The organism is Sphingobium sp. B11D3A (assembly GCF_025961695.1).
Lineage (GTDB): Bacteria > Pseudomonadota > Alphaproteobacteria > Sphingomonadales > Sphingomonadaceae > Sphingobium.
This window is the reverse complement of sequence record NZ_JAOQOE010000001.1, coordinates 1,978,153-1,994,307: the sequence shown is the minus strand read 5'-3', so window position 1 is coordinate 1,994,307 and position 16,155 is coordinate 1,978,153. Positions and strand designations below refer to the sequence as shown.

At 63.4% G+C, this 16,155-nt stretch carries 19 protein-coding genes; 15 read left to right on the top strand and 4 right to left on the bottom strand.

From position 1 onward, the window contains the following. The first annotated feature begins 7 nt into the window (after positions 1 to 7). The 6 genes from rpsN to rpmD are packed head-to-tail and all read left to right on the top strand — an operon-like array spanning position 8 to position 2,540. Positions 8 to 313 carry a 30S ribosomal protein S14 gene (gene rpsN, locus M2332_RS09455; protein WP_181561262.1) on the top strand — a complete coding sequence of 102 codons (306 nt, stop codon included), beginning with the start codon at positions 8 to 10 and terminating at the stop codon, positions 311 to 313. Positions 314 to 323: 10 nt separating this feature from the next. Then, positions 324 to 719: a 30S ribosomal protein S8 gene (gene rpsH, locus M2332_RS09450; protein WP_181561263.1), complete on the top strand. Its 396-nt coding sequence runs from the start codon at positions 324 to 326 to the stop codon at positions 717 to 719. After that, on the top strand, positions 719 to 1,252 hold the full coding sequence (gene rplF, locus M2332_RS09445) for a 50S ribosomal protein L6 (protein WP_181561264.1): 534 nt from the start codon (positions 719 to 721) through the stop codon (positions 1,250 to 1,252). Before rpsH ends, rplF begins: the two co-directional genes overlap by 1 nt. 3 nt (positions 1,253 to 1,255) lie before the next feature. Then, on the top strand, positions 1,256 to 1,609 hold the full coding sequence (gene rplR, locus M2332_RS09440; protein ID WP_181561265.1) for a 50S ribosomal protein L18: 354 nt from the start codon (positions 1,256 to 1,258) through the stop codon (positions 1,607 to 1,609). Between the two features lie 2 nt (positions 1,610 to 1,611). Further along, positions 1,612 to 2,355 (top strand): 30S ribosomal protein S5, encoded by a 744-nt coding sequence (gene rpsE / locus M2332_RS09435; RefSeq protein WP_264572349.1) that lies wholly within the window; start codon positions 1,612 to 1,614, stop codon positions 2,353 to 2,355. Positions 2,356 to 2,360: 5 nt separating this feature from the next. Next, on the top strand, positions 2,361 to 2,540 hold the full coding sequence (gene rpmD / locus M2332_RS09430) for a 50S ribosomal protein L30 (RefSeq protein WP_264573850.1): 180 nt from the start codon (positions 2,361 to 2,363) through the stop codon (positions 2,538 to 2,540). A gap of 102 nt (positions 2,541 to 2,642) precedes the next feature. Here rpmD and M2332_RS09425 read toward each other — a convergent pair whose 3' ends face one another. Then, positions 2,643 to 3,758, bottom strand: coding sequence for an acyltransferase family protein (locus M2332_RS09425; RefSeq protein ID WP_264573849.1), 1,116 nt, complete (start codon positions 3,756 to 3,758; stop codon positions 2,643 to 2,645). A 227-nt stretch (positions 3,759 to 3,985) separates the two neighbouring features. Between M2332_RS09425 and rplO the strand changes: the two genes are divergently transcribed. The 4 genes from rplO to M2332_RS09405 all read left to right on the top strand — a co-directional run bounded on the left by rplO (position 3,986) and on the right by M2332_RS09405 (position 7,995). Further along, entirely contained in the window at positions 3,986 to 4,468 is a 483-nt protein-coding gene (rplO, locus tag M2332_RS09420) for a 50S ribosomal protein L15 (protein ID WP_264573848.1), read from the top strand. 201 nt (positions 4,469 to 4,669) lie between these two features. Beyond that, complete coding sequence (gene secY / locus M2332_RS09415) at positions 4,670 to 6,037, top strand: preprotein translocase subunit SecY (protein ID WP_181558375.1); 1,368 nt, start codon at positions 4,670 to 4,672, stop codon at positions 6,035 to 6,037. Positions 6,038 to 6,095: 58 nt separating this feature from the next. Further along, positions 6,096 to 6,743, top strand: a complete 648-nt coding sequence (locus M2332_RS09410) for an adenylate kinase (RefSeq protein WP_264573847.1) — start codon at positions 6,096 to 6,098, stop codon at positions 6,741 to 6,743. Positions 6,744 to 6,804: 61 nt separating this feature from the next. Then, positions 6,805 to 7,995, top strand: coding sequence for a glycosyltransferase (locus tag M2332_RS09405; protein ID WP_264573846.1), 1,191 nt, complete (start codon positions 6,805 to 6,807; stop codon positions 7,993 to 7,995). A 9-nt stretch (positions 7,996 to 8,004) separates the two neighbouring features. Here the strand turns inward: M2332_RS09405 and M2332_RS09400 are convergent, their stop codons facing one another. Then, complete coding sequence (locus tag M2332_RS09400) at positions 8,005 to 9,504, bottom strand: lipopolysaccharide biosynthesis protein (RefSeq protein ID WP_264573845.1); 1,500 nt, start codon at positions 9,502 to 9,504, stop codon at positions 8,005 to 8,007. A gap of 292 nt (positions 9,505 to 9,796) precedes the next feature. On the opposite strand from M2332_RS09400, the gene rpsM reads away from it, so the two are divergent. The 5 genes from rpsM to rplQ all read left to right on the top strand — a co-directional run bounded on the left by rpsM (position 9,797) and on the right by rplQ (position 14,083). Beyond that, positions 9,797 to 10,165 (top strand): 30S ribosomal protein S13, encoded by a 369-nt coding sequence (rpsM, locus tag M2332_RS09395; protein ID WP_181558379.1) that lies wholly within the window; start codon positions 9,797 to 9,799, stop codon positions 10,163 to 10,165. Positions 10,166 to 10,656: 491 nt separating this feature from the next. Next, positions 10,657 to 11,046: a 30S ribosomal protein S11 gene (gene rpsK, locus M2332_RS09390; RefSeq protein ID WP_014077853.1), complete on the top strand. Its 390-nt coding sequence runs from the start codon at positions 10,657 to 10,659 to the stop codon at positions 11,044 to 11,046. A 128-nt stretch (positions 11,047 to 11,174) separates the two neighbouring features. Next, positions 11,175 to 12,239, top strand: coding sequence for a DNA-directed RNA polymerase subunit alpha (locus M2332_RS09385; protein ID WP_181558380.1), 1,065 nt, complete (start codon positions 11,175 to 11,177; stop codon positions 12,237 to 12,239). Between the two features lie 190 nt (positions 12,240 to 12,429). Further along, positions 12,430 to 13,500: a radical SAM/SPASM domain-containing protein gene (locus M2332_RS09380; protein WP_264573844.1), complete on the top strand. Its 1,071-nt coding sequence runs from the start codon at positions 12,430 to 12,432 to the stop codon at positions 13,498 to 13,500. 157 nt (positions 13,501 to 13,657) lie between these two features. Further along, positions 13,658 to 14,083, top strand: coding sequence for a 50S ribosomal protein L17 (rplQ, locus tag M2332_RS09375; RefSeq protein ID WP_181558381.1), 426 nt, complete (start codon positions 13,658 to 13,660; stop codon positions 14,081 to 14,083). Between the two features lie 180 nt (positions 14,084 to 14,263). On the opposite strand, the gene M2332_RS09370 is transcribed toward rplQ, so the two are convergent. Together M2332_RS09370 and M2332_RS09365 are read right to left on the bottom strand one after the other, a co-directional pair. Further along, positions 14,264 to 15,064, bottom strand: coding sequence for an IclR family transcriptional regulator (locus M2332_RS09370; protein ID WP_181558382.1), 801 nt, complete (start codon positions 15,062 to 15,064; stop codon positions 14,264 to 14,266). Positions 15,065 to 15,202: 138 nt separating this feature from the next. Then, the gene (locus M2332_RS09365) at positions 15,203 to 16,147 is read right to left on the bottom strand and encodes a hypothetical protein (RefSeq protein ID WP_264573843.1); all 945 of its coding nucleotides are present in this window, start codon (positions 16,145 to 16,147) and stop codon (positions 15,203 to 15,205) included. Between the last annotated feature and the right edge of the window lie 8 nt (positions 16,148 to 16,155).

The window sequence follows — 16,155 nt, the reverse complement described above, 5'->3', positions numbered from 1 at the left end:
TAAGTCCATGGCGAAACTGAGTTCGATCAACAAGAACGAACGGCGCAAGAAGCTGGTGAAGAAGTACGCCGGCAAATATGCCCGTCTCAAGGCAGTGGCGAATGACACGTCGCTTGATGACAGCGAGCGTCTGATCGCGCGTCTCAAGCTGGCCGAGATCCCCCGCAACGGCAACCCGACCCGGGTGCGCAACCGTTGCGAGCTGACCGGTCGTCCCCGCGCTTACTATCGCAAGTTCCGGCTTTGCCGTGTTCAGCTGCGCGATCTGGCCAACAAGGGCCTGATCCCCGGCGTCACCAAGTCGAGCTGGTAAGGATTAAGAGATGGCACTGACCGATCCCCTGGGTGACCTGCTCACCCGCATCCGCAACGGCCAGCGGGCACGCAAGGACAGCGTGGTTTCGCCCGCGTCCAAGCTGCGTGCGCGTGTGCTCGACGTGCTTCAGCGCGAGGGTTACATCCGCGGCTATTCCGAAGAGCAGGTGGCTGGCCATGATGGCCTACGCATCGAGCTGAAATATTTCGAAGGCGAGCCGGCGATCAAGCACGTCGCGCGCGTTTCCAAGCCTGGCCGTCGCGTCTATTCGGGCTCCAAGGAGCTTCCGGTGGTACGCAATGGCCTCGGTATCACCATCGTCTCGACGCCCCGTGGCGTGCTCTCGGATGCCGAAGCGCGTGCACAGAACGTCGGCGGCGAAGTGCTGGCGGAGGTGTTCTGATGAGCCGCATCGGCAAAAAGCCGGTCACGATCCCCAGCGGGGTGACGGCCACCATCGAGAACGGTCAGCTTTCCGTGAAGGGCCCGAAGGGCACGCTGGCGCTCCAGATGCGCGACGAGATCAGCTATGAGCTGGAAGACGGTGCGATTTCGATCAAGCCGGCCAACGCCACCAAGGCGGCTCGAGCATTCTGGGGCATGCAGCGCACGCTGGTGCAGAACCTGGTCACGGGCGTGACCGAGGGTTACACCAAGGTGCTCGAGATCACCGGCGTCGGCTATCGTGCCACGGCCCAGGGCAAGAACCTGAAGCTGCAGCTCGGCTACAGCCATGATGTCGATTTCCCGGTTCCGGCCGGCATCGAGATCAAGACCCCCGATAACACCACGGTGGAAATCAGCGGGATCGACAAGCAGCAGGTCGGCCAGGTCGCGGCGGAAATCCGTCGCTGGCGCAAGCCGGAGCCCTATAAGGGCAAGGGTATCAAGTATCGCGGCGAGTTTATCTTCCGCAAAGAAGGCAAGAAGAAGTAAGCCATGGCGAAACTCTCTCTCTTCGATCGTCGCGCCCGGCGCGTGCGTACCGCGATCAAGGCGCGGGCGGGTGGCAAGCCCCGTCTGTCCGTGCACCGTTCCGGCCGGCATATCTATGCGCAGGTCATCGACGACACGCAGGGCAAGACCCTGGCCGCAGCGTCGACCCTGGACAAGGATGTGCGTGGCAAGACCGGCGCCACTTCATCGGCTGCAGCCGATGTCGGCAAGCGCGTCGCCGAGGCTGCCGCCAAGGCCGGCGTTACCAAGGTCGTGTTCGATCGTGGTGGCTTCCTCTTTCATGGTCGCGTGAAAGCGCTGGCCGATGCCGCTCGTGAAGGCGGACTGGAGTTCTGATGATGGCAGACGAAAACACCACCGGTGAGGGCAATCAGCCCGAGGCTGTTCTCGCGCCCGAGACCACGCCCCAGGACGTGACGGGTGTGGCCGCCGAGCCGCAGCAGCAACAGCGCCGTGGCCGTGGCGGCCGCAGCGGTGGCGATCGGGATCGTGGCGGCCGTGGCCGTCGTGACGACCGTCGCGGTCGTGGCGGTGAGGACGACAATGGCGAGGAATTCGTCGAGAAGCTCGTCCACATCAACCGCGTCTCGAAGACCGTGAAGGGCGGCAAGCGCTTCGGCTTTGCGGCACTCGTGGTCGTGGGTGACGGCAAGGGCCGTGCCGGCTTCGGCCATGGCAAGGCTCGTGAGGTTCCCGAGGCGATCAGCAAGGCGACCGCCGCTGCCAAGAAGGCAATGGTTCGCGTTCCGCTCAAGGAAGGCCGCACGCTGCACCATGATGGTCGCGGGCACTTCGGCGCCGGCAAGGTGACCGTTCGTACCGCGCCGGCAGGCACCGGCATCATCGCCGGCGGTCCGATGCGCGCCGTGTTCGAGAGCCTTGGCGTGGCCGACGTGGTGACCAAGTCGGTCGGCACGTCGAACCCGTACAACATGATCCGGGCGACGTTCGCGGCTCTGACCGAGCAGACCAGCCCCAAGTCGGTCGCTCAGCGTCGCGGCAAGAAGGTCGCTGACCTGCTTCGTCGCGGTGGCGCCTCTGCCGAGGTCGCTGCGGCTGACGCCGAAGCGATTGCGGAGTAACTGACATGGCGAAGATCAAGCTGAAGCAGATCGGTTCCCCGATCCGCCGTCCGGCCTCTCAGGAGAAGATCCTGATCGGCCTCGGCCTGGGCAAGATGAACCGTGTCGTCGAGCTCGAGGACACGCCGGAAGTGCGCGGCGCGATCCGCAAGCTGCCGCACATGGTGCAAATCGTCAAAGGCTGAAGCCTTTTACGACCGACATTGAAAACGGAGCGCGTAGCCTTGAAGGTTACGCGCTCCGTTTTCGTTTGTAGGTCTGCCGAAAGGTTTCTGGTTGAAGGCGGGTCAGTGACCGCGCGGGACGGCCGGGCGGGATGATGCTGCCGGAAGAGCCAGAGCGGATGCAGGTGCGCGCGGTTTGACATGCTGGGCCGGAGCGCTGCGGGGCGCGGGCGCCTTGGTCCGGATGCCCAGGGCCAGCGGGCCGACGACGGGCGTCTTGAGCAGAATGAGATGCAGTGCCACCGGGCCGACCAGCCCGGCGAGGATTCCGACCGGCAGATGAATCGCGAGCGCGTCGATACCGACTGTGTGGAGCGCCATCCGCGCGGCGGCGGTGGCGAACACATGATAGAGATAGATGGTAAAGCTGAACTGCCCAACCTTGCGTGCATAGGGGTGGTGTGGCCAGCGCAGCAGAACGAGCAGGCTGACCGACATGCCCAGCAGCAGCGATGAGGCAATGCTCGTGTTCGGAGAGACGCCGAGCATCAGATAATCATAGAAGGCGCCACTGAAGGCAAGCAATGCAGCCACGGCGGCCAGCGGGACGATCAGCCGCCCATGCTGCGCGATCCACGCCCAGCTTCGATAGACGCACATGCCGAAGATGAAGAAGGGCGCCAGCAGGATCGCTTGGGGCAGTGCGAAAAGAGTCGGGATGGGCGGGGGCCACAAGGCAAGCAGCAAGGCGCCGGCGAACATTGGCCACTGCCCGCGATGACCGAGCGCGATGTCGATCAGGCCGACGACGATGAACAGCGCAAGGATCGCCTGCAAAAACCAGAAGTGGGCATAGGGGAAGATGGCCAAGCCCCAGAGAGCTTCGGGCGGGATGCCGAACCGCGAGCCTTGCATGTAGGCGACCGTTCCAAACAGGACGGCGGCGATCAGGCCAGGGAGCGCGATCCGCCGCGCCTTGCCGCGCAGAAAGTCGCGCATATGCCCTCGCGTGGGCGGACGCAGGCAGTAGATGAAGCCGGCGACGAAGGCGAAGGCCGGCATCCGGAAGCTGGCGCCCAGATCGACGATGAACCGCGCGGGGTGCCCGTCCTCGATTCGCAGCCCGCTGTCGGTCTGGCCCACGACATGGAAGGCAACGAGGAGAACGGTCGCGATAATGCGCAACTCGTCAATGGAGCCGGGCGCGCTCGGGCGCGACTGATCACGAGCGTTAACCATGTAAAGCCCTAAAGCGAATGACTTTTCGAGCCTTCGCACTTGCAAAATTTGTGAATGCCGGGGTGCCGCTTAACCATGAGGCTTGTCACGCCGATAGCGCCGAGCCGTGTGCAGGACGCGAAGGACGGAGATCGGCCAAGACAGATTCTATGGGGTGACAAAGCAAAGTGCGGCGGCTATGGGCCGCACTTTCCACCAGCGCGACAACAGCGAAAGCGAGTGCACTTATGAAGCTGAATGAACTCAAGGATAATGCCGGTTCCCGCAAGGGCCGGATGCGCGTCGGCCGTGGTATCGGCTCGGGCAAGGGCAAGACTGCCGGTCGCGGCCAGAAGGGTGCCAAGGCACGTTCGGGCGTCGCCATTAACGGTTTCGAGGGCGGCCAGATGCCGCTCCATATGCGTCTGCCGAAGCGCGGCTTCAACAACATCTTCCGCAAGGACTATGCGGTGGTGAACCTCGGCATGGTCCAGAAGGCGATCGACGCCGGCAAGCTCGATGCGGCCGCAACCATCGACCAGGCGGCGCTGCGCGCGGCCGGCATTTCGCGCGGCGGCAAGCATGGCGTGCGTCTGCTCGCCAAGGGCGAACTGACCACCAAGGCGAACTTCGCCGTGGCGGGCGCCTCCAGCGCTGCCATCGAGGCGGTCGAAAAGGCTGGCGGCAAGGTCGAGATTCTCGCCAAGGCTGCACCGGCCGAGGCCGCATAATCTCCTTGATCGGGAGACAGGCCTGACTGTGAGCTTGCATAGCCGACCCCTCCCGCCGATATGGGCGGGTGGGGTCGCTTGCATATGCCGTCATATAGTCAGGCACCGCTATTCGACAGGCGCCGGTCAGACGTCTAAGGGATAAGGCTGTTCGTCCCCCAAATCCTGGGCGAGCATCATTTTTCGGGATTGCAAGCGATCATGGCATCACGCGCCGACCAAATGGCAGCCAATCTGAGCCTCGCTAACTTCGGCCAGGCTACAGAGCTCAAGAAGCGGATCTGGTTCACGGTGGGTGCGCTCATCGTCTTCCGCTTTTTCTCGTTCGTCCCGCTCCCCGGTGTCGATCCGACCGTGCTGGCCCAGCTCTATCAACAGACGCAGGGCGGCATTCTCGACATCTTCAATACCTTCTCCGGCGGCAGCCTGCAGCGCATGAGCCTCATCGCGCTGGGCATCATGCCCTATATTACCGCCTCCATCGTCGTGCAGCTCGGCTCGTCGCTCTCGCCCAAGCTGGCCGCGATCAAGAAGGAAGGCGAAGCAGGGCGCAAGAAGCTCAACCAATACACCCGCTATGGCACGGTCGGCCTCACGGCGATCCAGGGCTATTTCATTGCCGTCGGGCTCGAGGCCTATGGCGCGCAATCCGGGCTGCAGGCCGTGGTCGATCCCGGCATGTTGTTCCGCATCAGCGCGGTCATCTCGCTGATCGGCGGCACGATGTTCCTGCTGTGGCTGGGTGAGCAGATCACCAGCCGCGGCATCGGCAACGGCATCTCGCTGATCATCATGGCTGGCATCGTCGCGCAGTTGCCGGTGACGCTCACCAACCTCTTCGAATCGGGCCGCACCGGCTCGATCTCGGGTCTGGTCATCCTCGGCATCATTATCGTCGGCCTCGGCCTCATCGCGGGCATCTGCTTCGTCGAGCGCGCGCAGCGCCGCGTGCTGATCCAGTATCCCAAGCGCCAGACCAAGCAGGGCGTGATGCAGGCGGACCGCAGCCACCTGCCGCTGAAGATCAACACCGCCGGTGTGATCCCGCCGATCTTCGCCTCGTCGCTGCTGCTGCTGCCGCTCACCATCACGCAGTTCTCCGGTGCGGGTGCCAATGCGTCGACCGGTGCGTGGGGCGACTTCGTGCTGTCGATCAACCAGTATCTGTCGCACGGCACGCCGCTCTACATGGCGCTCTACGGCGCAGGCATCATCTTCTTCTGCTTCTTCTACACCGCGGTGGTCTTCAACCCGGAAGAGACGGCGGAGAATCTCAAGCGCAACGGCGGTTTCATTCCGGGCATCCGTCCCGGCAAGAACACCGAGAACTATCTCGATTACGTGCTGACGCGGATCACGGTGATCGGTGCCATCTATCTGGCCCTGGTCTGCCTGATCCCCGAGTTCGCCATCGCCCGTGCCGGGATTCCGTTCTATCTCGGCGGCACGAGCCTGCTCATCGTCGTCAACGTGACCGTGGATACCGTCACGCAGATCCAGAGCCATCTCATCGCCCACCAGTATCGCGACCTCATCAAGAAGGCGCGTCTGAAAGGCCGGATGCGCTGAGCCGGCCGGGGCAAACCGGCCGCAGGCTTATCCTTCTTGTGAATTTTGGGGGAGTGACATGAACATCATCCTGCTGGGACCGCCCGGCGCCGGCAAGGGCACTCAGGCGCAGCGTCTGGTCGCTGCGCGTGGCATGGTTCAGCTCTCGACCGGCGACATGCTGCGGGCGGCGGTGAAGGCCGGCACCCCGGTAGGTCTCAAGGCGAAGGCGGTGATGGATGCCGGCGAACTCGTCTCGGACGAGATCGTCTCGGGAATCATCGGCGAAGCGCTGGACCAGCTCGGACCGGATGTCGGTGTGATCTTCGATGGCTATCCGCGTACGGCGGCGCAGGCTAAGAGCCTGGACGTGCTGCTGGGCGCGCGCAACCGTCAGCTCGATCATGTCATTGAACTGGCGGTCGACGAGGATGCACTGGTCGACCGGATCACCGGCCGCTTCACTTGCGCAAGCTGCGGTGAAGGCTATCATGATCGGTATAAGACACCGAAGATCGAGGGCGTTTGCGACCGGTGCGGAAGCACCGAGTTCAAGCGGCGGCCCGATGACAATGAGGAAACGGTGCGCACCCGCATGGCCGAGTATCGCGCGAAAACAGCGCCGATCCTCCCAATTTATGAGGAACGCAACATCGTCAGCCGGGTTGACGGCATGGCGGATATCGATGAGGTGTCGAACGCGATTGTGACCATTCTCGATCGCTGATCCTCCCCTCGTTCGCAAACGAGGCTGGTGCGCTGGGCGCAAATAGGACGGAGCGATAGTGGTGACGGGGATCGAAGCGCGGGTGATAAGCCTTCTGGATGATGGAAGGCGCCGCTACGATCCGGTCAAGCCTGTCATCCGGTCCCATCTCGCGCGCCGCTTCCCTCGCCAGGCCCAGACGCGGATTCTGTTCATCTATGCCGATGACCAGATCGCCTGGCCGCAAATCTACCCTTTCTATCATGACGCGGATCGCTTTGCCCGACAGGGCTATGCGTTCCGCGCCGTGCCCTATCCGGCGGAAAATGCGGAGCATCTGATCAAGGACGCGTCCGCCATCCTGATCCAGTCCTTTTATGTGTTGCCGGATGGCGAACTCGAGCGCGTATTGGAGCGGGTCAAGTCCGCCAATCCGCACGCGCCGATCACCTATCTCGACTGGTTCGCGCCGACCGATGTCCGCTTTGCCGACCGGGTTGCGGATTATGTCGATCTCTATGCCAAGAAATCGCTGATGCTGGATCGCGATCATTATCGTGTCCCTCAAGCAGCGCATACCAATCTCGCGGCTTATTACAGCGACAAGGCCGGGCTGATCGTGGACGAGCCGAACTGGCGCTGTCGGCCGGACATCGTCGACCGCCTCGTGCTGGCGCCGGCTTTTGCGACCGCGCCGGTGCTGCTCAAGGCGTTCGAGCAGCGTCAGGCGATCCCCAGCGGTCCCCGCCCCATTGACGTTCACGCGCGCTTCGCGCTCGCACCGGCGCAGTTGCACGCCGAGGGTCGCGTCGACGCGGGTGAGCGCACCCATTGGTATGTGATCATGCGCCGCGAGGCCGAGCAGGCCGTGCGAGCCCTTGCCGCGCGCCATCTGGTGGCGTGGCAGGGCCGGGTCGATCGGGCCGCGTTCATGAGCGAGATGGACCAGTCGCAGCTGTGCTTCAGCCCGTTCGGTTTTGGCGAGATCTGCTGGCGCGATCTGGAGGCGGTGCTGACCGGTGCCGTGCTGGTGAAGCCCGACATGAGCCATCTGGAAACCTTCTGCGACATCTACCGGGCCGGGGAAACCTATGTGCCGGTGCGTTGGGATCTGTCGGACCTGGAGGATGTCGTCGCGGACTTGCTCAAGCGGCCCGACGAATGCCGGGCCATTGCCGAGCGTGCCTTCGCTGCGATCAAGAGCCATCTTGATGGCCCCAAGCTCGAAATGCTGCTGCAGCGATTGACGGCAGGGACCGCCTCGGCCGGCTAAGCCTGCGTCTTATCGCTCGGACAATCCGGGCTGGGGTCTTTTGAACCGTCCCAGCTTGCGCAGGACGCCGCTGAAGATGGCGATCAGATCCGTTTCCGGCCCTGCAGGCCGTCCGCGCAGGATCCACACGCCCAAATGGCAGGCGATATAAGCCACACCGCCGACCGCAATCGTCGCCAGCAAACCGGACACGCTGTGCGCGACATGGGCGGGCAGGGCCATCTTGAAGGCGATCACTCCCGCGCACATGCCGCCCACGGCGACAAAGGTGCGCGCGCAGCCGAGAAACTGACGGCGGATGCTGACATGCACGATTTGCTTGGCGAGCAGCATGTTGAGCAGGACAGAGGCGAGGGTGGACAGCACGCGCGCGCCCAACAGCCCCGTTATGCCGAACAGCAGAAGCCCGGTGATGATAAGCGGCACGCGGAATGCAAAGGTCATGAGATCGCGAACGAACAGCGCGCGGGTCGCGCCCATTGCCATCGCGAGCGGCGCGGTAGCGGTGACCAGATTCTCGAACGCGAAGGTAAAGGCCAGCACTTGCATGATCGGGATGATCTCGATCCATTTCGGACCGAGCAACACGTGAACGAACATGTCGGCAACCAGGCCGAAGCCGGCGCCAGCCGGCACGCAGACGGCGAAAATGACGGTCAGCGTGCGCTGATAGGCCGCGGCGAGCCGGGCGGGATCGTGCCGTACCGCGGTGAGGCCGGGAAATAGCAGTCGGATGAGCGGCGTTGAGAGCTCGCGCGTGGGCATCCGCGCCTTCTCATCGGCATAGCTGTAAAATCCGACTTCGCGCTGCCCCAGAACACCGCCCAGCACGAGACTGTCGATGCGCGCGTTGACGGTCGTCAGCACCGAGCTGAAAGTCATCCAGATCGAGAAGGACCAGATCTCGCGCACCTTCGAGAGCCTGAGGCGCGGCAGATAGGGCGCATAGAGATGCGTGACCACTACGCTCAGGAACTGCATCAACACGATCGGGATCACGATCGCCCAATAGGTCTGGTACAGAAAGGCGATCACGACCGAAGCGGTAACGGCCGCCACGCGGGTCACGACACCGGCGATAGCATCCGGCGCAAAGGAGAGCTGCTTCTGGATCATCGGCCAGCGGGCACTGTAGAAGCCGCTGATGAAGGCCTGCCCCGCAAGCGCAAGCATGATCGGCGCCAGGCGACTGTCGTCATACATGGCCGCGACCGGCCAGGCTGCCCCGGCCAGCAGCAGCGTGAGCATCATCGCGCGGAGGAAGCCCAGCGTGAACGCGCTGTGGAAGTGATCGTCCTCGATATCGTTGATCTGGATGAGCGCCTCGGACAGCGGCATGGAGGTCAAGGCCGTCACGACCGCGCTGACCCCCAGTGCAATGGCGACCAGGCCGAAGTCTTCCGGCATCAGCAGGCGCGCCAGCACGATCGACGAGGCGAACGACACTGCGTTGATGATGACCTGCGAGGTCATCACCCAGCCGGCCCCCTTCACGAGTCGCGTGGTCACCGAGGATGTGGGAGCGCTTTGGGACATGAAAAAGGGGCTCTGATTCGGAAACGGGCGACAGGGCGGCGGGCTGGAAGGCTCATAAGAACCCGGCAGGGGTTTTGATACTGTTAAAGAGGCGGTCCGTTCCGGCCTGCCGTTGACAGGGCACGAGCGTTGCAGTAACGACCGCCGTTCCCAATGCGACAAGGTCAACGGCAGCGCGAGCGAGCGCTCGCCGTGCTTTGCGCGTCCGGGTTCAACGCTACGAGATAGGATGCCCGCCAGAGCATCCTGTGGAGCAGGAGGATATATGGCACGTATTGCGGGGGTCAACATCCCGACCAACAAGCGCGTGATCATCGCGCTGACCTACATCCATGGCATCGGTCCCCGGACCGCCGTGGGCATCGCCGACAAGCTCGGCATCGATCACAGCCGCCGGGTTCAGGATCTGACCGACGCGGAAGTGTTGCAGATCCGTGAAACGATCGACGCCGACCTGACGGTCGAGGGCGATCTGCGTCGCGAAACCGCGATGAACATCAAGCGCCTGATGGATCTGGCCTGCTATCGCGGCCTGCGTCATCGCAAGGGCCTGCCGGTCCGTGGCCAGCGCACGCATACCAATGCGCGCACCCGCAAGGGCAAGGCCAAGCCGATCGCCGGCAAGAAGAAGTAACGCAAGGCCGGATGGCGCGATGCTGGCATGGCTGCGGCCATGCCATCGCGAGCCGCCCGGCGCCGGAGCGATCCGGCTTCTTCTGTTCCGCCGGGCGCATGTGCTGAAACATCGCATCCGCACCCGCCAGAACAGTCCGGACCAGACGTCCCCGCCGTAGCAGGCCCGCCCAATGGGGGCGCGCCGGACCCGGCAAGGCCCGCAAGGCCAGGGGCGTGCAGGGGCAAGGCGAGACCACCGGACCATCCGGTTCCTCGCTCTCCGCCCCGGCAGCGTGCTAGCGCTCAGGTCTTGGTCCCGCATGGGATCGCCTCTTCCCGCAGGTCTGCCGATCATTCGGCGCCCGAAGCGAGATGGGTGATCGACATGGGGACCGGCAAAGGGACGATGCTCCCGGCGCGGACAGGCATGGCAGGGTGTGTGCGACGCAGAAATTGCGGAAACAGGCGCAGGCACCGGTTCAACCAGTTTCGAGTAGGAAAGTTAGTCAGATGGCACGGGAACCCCAGCGGCTTCGCAGGCGCGAGCGCAAGAATATCTCGGCAGGCGTCGCGCATGTGAACGCCAGCTTCAACAACACCATGATCACCATCACCGATGCGCAGGGCAATGCGATCAGCTGGTCCAGCGCCGGCATGATGGGCTTCAAGGGCAGCCGCAAGTCGACGCCTTATGCCGCACAGGTCTGCGCCGAAGACGCCGGCCGCAAGGCCGCCGAGCATGGCGTGCGCACCCTCGAGGTGGAAGTCAAAGGCCCCGGTTCGGGCCGCGAATCGGCTCTGCGCGCGCTGCAGGCCGTCGGTTTCACCATCACGTCCATCCGTGACGTCACGCCGATCCCGCACAATGGCGTGCGGCCGAGCAAGCGCCGCCGCGTCTGATTCGGCCCGACGAGCAGGGCGGGGGTTTCTTTGCGGAAACCCCATCCCTGCCCGACCATTCCTTCTAAGGCCGGGGCCGGATCGCAGCTGCACTCCACCGTCCTCCGCCCAACTCCCAGGGGAAATACATGACTGTCAACATCCGGAACTGGCAGGAATTGAAGAAGCCCAATGGCCTCGAGATCAAGGCCGGGGGCGACCCGAAACGCCGCGCGACCTTCGTCGCCGAGCCGCTTGAGCGCGGCTTTGGCCTGACGCTGGGCAACGCGCTTCGCCGCGTGTTGCTCTCCTCGTTGCAGGGCGCCGCCGTCACCGCGATCAAGATCGAGAACGTGCTTCACGAATTCTCGAGCCTCGCCGGTGTGCGCGAAGACGTGACCGACATCGTGCTCAACGTGAAGCAGATCGCGCTCAAGATGGAGGGCGAAGGCCCCCGCCGTCTTCAGCTCAGCGCCACCGGGCCCACGACCGTCACCGCTGGTGACATCGTGGTGACCGGCGACATGGCCGTGATGAACAGCGATCTGGTGATCTGCCATCTGGACGAAGGCGCCAGCTTCAACATGGAGCTGACCGTCGACACCGGAAAGGGCTATGTGCCTGCCGTGAACAACCGCCCGGCCGACGCGCCGATCGGCCTCATCCCGGTGGATGCGCTCTACTCGCCCGTGCGCCAGGTGGCGTATAAGGTCGAGAACGCCCGTATCGGCCAGGAGCTGGACTATGACCGGCTCAACCTGACGGTCGAGACGGACGGCACCGTCAGCCCCGAGGACGCCGTGGCCTATGCCGCGCGCATCCTGCAGGACCAGTTGCAGCTCTTCGTCCACTTCGAGGATGCGCTGCCGACCGCCGGCCCGAGCACGGGTGCAGGCGCCGGTGCCGCGGCCGACGAAGGCGAGGGCGATGCCAACCAGATCAACCGCTATCTGCTCAAGAAGGTGGACGAGCTGGAGCTTTCGGTCCGTTCGGCCAACTGCCTCAAGAACGATAACATCATCTACATCGGCGACCTCGTTCAGAAGACCGAGGCCGAGATGCTCCGCACGCCGAACTTCGGCCGCAAGAGCCTCAACGAGATCAAGGAAGTGCTTTCCAGCATGGGCCTGCGCCTCGGGATGGATATCCCGGGCTGGCCGCCGGAGAACATCGAAGAGATCGCCAAGAAGCTCGAGCAGGAGCTTTTGGGCTGAAAGCATGGGGTCAAAGCGAACCTTTGACCCGGTTCAGCTTGGATGATGAGAAAGGCCCCTGCCGCAAGGTGGGGGCTTTTTCTATGTAGGTGCAACGCAAGTGTTATTTTGAATGTACAACGTTTATAAATTTCAATGATATTTGCATACTTCACCAGCGAATCTGTGAGGCCCTGTGCAAATTGGAACATTGAGCCGGCTTGGCGCCAAAGCGTTGCGTAGAAGCTTTACCGAAGCATTGTTTTTTCGATCGCGCATTAATTTCACGCGCCCGTCAGACATCAAAGCGACATTGACCGAGCGATGCAATTATCGGTGCGTCTATTGTGCGCACTGGCGGCAGAAACATTATACGGACGAAATGCCGCTGGAAGCTTGGAAGCACGCTCTTCGGTCGTTGAAGGATTTCACACCCGGCTGTGCGGTCCAATTTATCGGCGGCGAGCCGATGATCGTCCCGTGGTTTTTCGATTTGGTTTCATTTTGTCACGAGGAAAGAATCGACTGGGGCGTCATCACGAATGGCTCCAGCCTCAGCGAAGCCCGGGTACAGGATATCGTCGCCGCAAAGCCTCTCAACATTGATGTCTCGATAGATAGCGCCCTTTCGGCCGAACATGATTCCTTACGAGGGGTAGCAGGATCATTGGGAAAAGTGCGTGCGGGCGTCGAGCGGCTGGTCGCTGAGAGGACGCGGACGCACAGCCGGTTCCTCATCCGGCTGAAACCGACGGTTACCAGGCAAACGATGACCTCGTTGCCAAACTTGGTAGATTGGGCCGAAACGCAAGTTGGCGTGTTTGTCGACTTTTCCCCGGTACGTCTCTGGCGCCAGTCTGATGTCCAAGCACTTTATCCGGCCACCCCGGAAGAATTACGTCAACTAGAGGCGGTGGTCGGCATCCTGATTAGGCGCAAAGTCGCCGGTGCACCGATTGAAACGAGCGCAGACAAGCTGCTGGCGATGATTGATCATTTCTCGGGTCGTCCGAACAGTCACGGTGTTGGTCGATGTAGGGTGGGACTACGTAGCCTCGACATTCGCCCGAACGGCGATGTCATCCATTGCTGGAACTTCAATCGGATCGGAAATGTCCGCGAAGCTTCGATTGCAGATATCTGGGAGAGCGCCGAGAGGCGGGCCATGATCGAGCAAACCGTCGCGTGCGATCTCTTCAAGACGACATGTAGCACCTCCTGTCATGCTCACAGGACCTTGCGTCAGGAGATTGCGCGCGGGATTCGCTATTTGCGCAGCTGACGCACAGAATGCTTTCCCTTGACTCTTCGCCCCCAACCCGCTTTAGGGCGGCGCTTCAAGTCCTTCTTGCAGGAGGCCGGGTTTTGGCGGTGCCCGTTATGCATCGCCTGGTACGGGGTGCCTTGCACGGCCCCATAACGAACGAAGGACTGGACTCATGCGTCACAGATATGGCGGCCGCAAGCTGCAGCGTACTTCCGCTCACCGCACCGCGATGTTCCGCAACATGGCGGCCGCGCTCATCAAGCACGAGCAGATCAAGACCACGCTGCCCAAGGCCAAGGAACTGCGCCCCTATGTCGAGAAGCTGATCACGCTCGCGAAGCGTGGGGGCCTTTCCAATCGTCGTCTGGCGCATGCCCGCCTGCTCGACGACGCGCAGCTCACCAAGCTGTTCGACGTGCTGGCCGAGCGCTACAAGGATCGCGCCGGCGGCTACACCCGCATCATCAAGGCGGACATCCGCGCGTCGGACGCCGTGCAGATGGCGATCATCGAGCTGGTCGACCGCGACGAGAGCGCCAAGGGCCAGGACAGCGGCCCGGTGCAGACCGCCGATGAGGACGAGCTGGAAGCCGCCTGAGGCCTCTACGGCCCGGCCTGACCGGACCAAGCACTTAAAAGGCCCCGCTGGCACGACCGGCGGGGCCTTTTGCTGTCTGCTGACAGGAAGCCGGAGGAGACGGCGAACCCGACGATGCCTTAAGCGCGCGGGGCCGCATCCCCACCCCGCAGCGAGGCCTCTCCGTCATGTCCCTATCGGTCAGAGGCTCTTGCGCTGTCGGCTTCCGCCATGGCCGAGCGCCGCGCTCATGCCGCGCGCGGCCTTGATCACGGCCGCGCTGAGGCTGGGCTGCATCTCGGCATCGTAGCGCACGGCGGGAATGGCGACGCCAAGGCTGCCGAAGATCTGGCCGCGCGCATTGAACACCGGCGCCGCCGTGCCATTGGTGCCAAGCGCGCTGGGGCTGGTTGCCACGAAGCAGCCCTGCTTGCGTACCCGCTCATTCTCGGTCTGCAGCAGCTCGTAGGTCATTGGCGGCGTGCCCGCCTCCAGCGGCGGCCCTTGCCGCTCGATGGCGATGCGTACATCGGCCTCGTCCAGCCAGGGCAGCATGGCGCGGCCGAGCGCGCCCCAGACGAGCGCGCGGGTCTTGTAGGTCTCCACGACATATTGGAGCGGGTGGAGCGCGTTGATCGTCTCGATGATCGAGCAGCTATGCTCGTTCGGCAAATAGAGCGCGAAGGCACAGGTCTCCTGAAACGCATCCGACAGGTCGGCGAGGAACGGCCTTGCAATGGCGCCATAATCGAATTGCGCGGCGACCATGGAGGAGAGGCGCACCAACTCGCGGCCGACGCGATAGCTGCCATGGCTCGACTTCTCGACAAAGTTCATCGCGCCTAGCGACTGCAGCAGGCGATAGGCGGTGCTGGTCGGGATGCCGACATCCTCGGCGAGGTCGCGCGGGGTGAATTCGCCATGCTCGGCGACAGACTTGAGCGCCCGCAGCGCGCGCTCGATCGCGCCGGTCATTTCGGGAGCTTCACTGGCCTTTGCCATCACCACGCATCCTTCTTGCCGCGCCGGCCGTTTCCCGCCCGCTCCGCGCAGCCCAGCTTCGCAGGCTCTTAGGGAGTGGGCGGTAAATTCGCAATCACCGGACCCCGGTCGCGCGCAATGCCAATTTGCGGCGCGGCTTCAGGGGAAGTTCTTGCGTTGGACCGTCCAGCGCGGATCGGTGCAGAGCGTGCAATCCGCGCCGACGAACCAGCGCGCGGCGCGCGCATCGCCCTTGAGCTGCCAATCCAGCCAGGCCAGCGCCACCGTGCCGTAAGCCCCGCCATTTTTGAGCAGGAAGGTGCCGGAATGGGCGACATCCTTGCGCACCGCGAGCATCGCCGGGATGCCGTTGATGCGCGAGAAGTCGTCCGTGCCGTTGGGCAGGGCGCTATCCTTCTCGCCATGAATATAGGCAATGGTGCCGTGGATCGTCTCGAGCGATTTCTTGGTGATCTCGGGCGCGCCGGGCAGGCCGCCGGTGCCGATGTTCCACACACCGCCATTGAGCATCAGCGTGGTCGTGACGCGCGGATCGGTGGAGGACATCGCCAGCGCCTGCAGCGTGCCGCAGCTATGGCCGGAAACGCCGATCTTGCTGGTATCGAGCCGGCCCTTGAGCGGGCTGCCCTCCTTGCTGTTCTGCGCCACTGCCCAGTCGATCGCCGCCTTCATCTCGTGCGGCAGCGTGCCGGTGGGGCCATCGAGCGGCGGCGGCGTTTCCGGCATGCCGAATTCGCGCGGCCAGCGCCCGAAATTATTCTCCTCGCCCTTGGGACCGATCTTGCCCAGCGCCACGACGAGATAGCCATGCGCGGCAATGTGATCGAGCATGTAGCGATAGGCATTGCCCTTGTCCGCGCAGCCGCCATTGGCCCAGATGAAGATGGGGAGCTTCTTGTCCCCGAGCGCGGCCAGATTGGCCGGCTGATAGACGGTGTGATGATCGAGGCCGTCAATCTCGTCGGTCATCGTTACCCGATAGGGGCCGGCTCCGCCGCTGGTGGAGGTGGTCGCTGGGGCCGTCGTGGCCAGCGCCGCACCGAGCGCGAGGGATATCAGGGCTTTGCTGCTGCTGTTCAACATTGCTGCCT

Coding starts and splice junctions, on each gene's coding strand:
- rpsN (WP_181561262.1), top strand. CDS start 8: ATGGCGAAACTGAGTTCGATCAACAAGAACGAACGGCGCAAGAAGCTG.
- rpsH (WP_181561263.1), top strand. CDS start 324: ATGGCACTGACCGATCCCCTGGGTGACCTGCTCACCCGCATCCGCAAC.
- rplF (WP_181561264.1), top strand. CDS start 719: ATGAGCCGCATCGGCAAAAAGCCGGTCACGATCCCCAGCGGGGTGACG.
- rplR (WP_181561265.1), top strand. CDS start 1,256: ATGGCGAAACTCTCTCTCTTCGATCGTCGCGCCCGGCGCGTGCGTACC.
- rpsE (WP_264572349.1), top strand. CDS start 1,612: ATGGCAGACGAAAACACCACCGGTGAGGGCAATCAGCCCGAGGCTGTT.
- rpmD (WP_264573850.1), top strand. CDS start 2,361: ATGGCGAAGATCAAGCTGAAGCAGATCGGTTCCCCGATCCGCCGTCCG.
- M2332_RS09425 (WP_264573849.1), bottom strand. CDS start 3,758: ATGGTTAACGCTCGTGATCAGTCGCGCCCGAGCGCGCCCGGCTCCATT.
- rplO (WP_264573848.1), top strand. CDS start 3,986: ATGAAGCTGAATGAACTCAAGGATAATGCCGGTTCCCGCAAGGGCCGG.
- secY (WP_181558375.1), top strand. CDS start 4,670: ATGGCATCACGCGCCGACCAAATGGCAGCCAATCTGAGCCTCGCTAAC.
- M2332_RS09410 (WP_264573847.1), top strand. CDS start 6,096: ATGAACATCATCCTGCTGGGACCGCCCGGCGCCGGCAAGGGCACTCAG.
- rpsM (WP_181558379.1), top strand. CDS start 9,797: ATGGCACGTATTGCGGGGGTCAACATCCCGACCAACAAGCGCGTGATC.
- rpsK (WP_014077853.1), top strand. CDS start 10,657: ATGGCACGGGAACCCCAGCGGCTTCGCAGGCGCGAGCGCAAGAATATC.
- M2332_RS09385 (WP_181558380.1), top strand. CDS start 11,175: ATGACTGTCAACATCCGGAACTGGCAGGAATTGAAGAAGCCCAATGGC.
- rplQ (WP_181558381.1), top strand. CDS start 13,658: ATGCGTCACAGATATGGCGGCCGCAAGCTGCAGCGTACTTCCGCTCAC.
- M2332_RS09370 (WP_181558382.1), bottom strand. CDS start 15,064: ATGGCAAAGGCCAGTGAAGCTCCCGAAATGACCGGCGCGATCGAGCGC.
- M2332_RS09365 (WP_264573843.1), bottom strand. CDS start 16,147: ATGTTGAACAGCAGCAGCAAAGCCCTGATATCCCTCGCGCTCGGTGCG.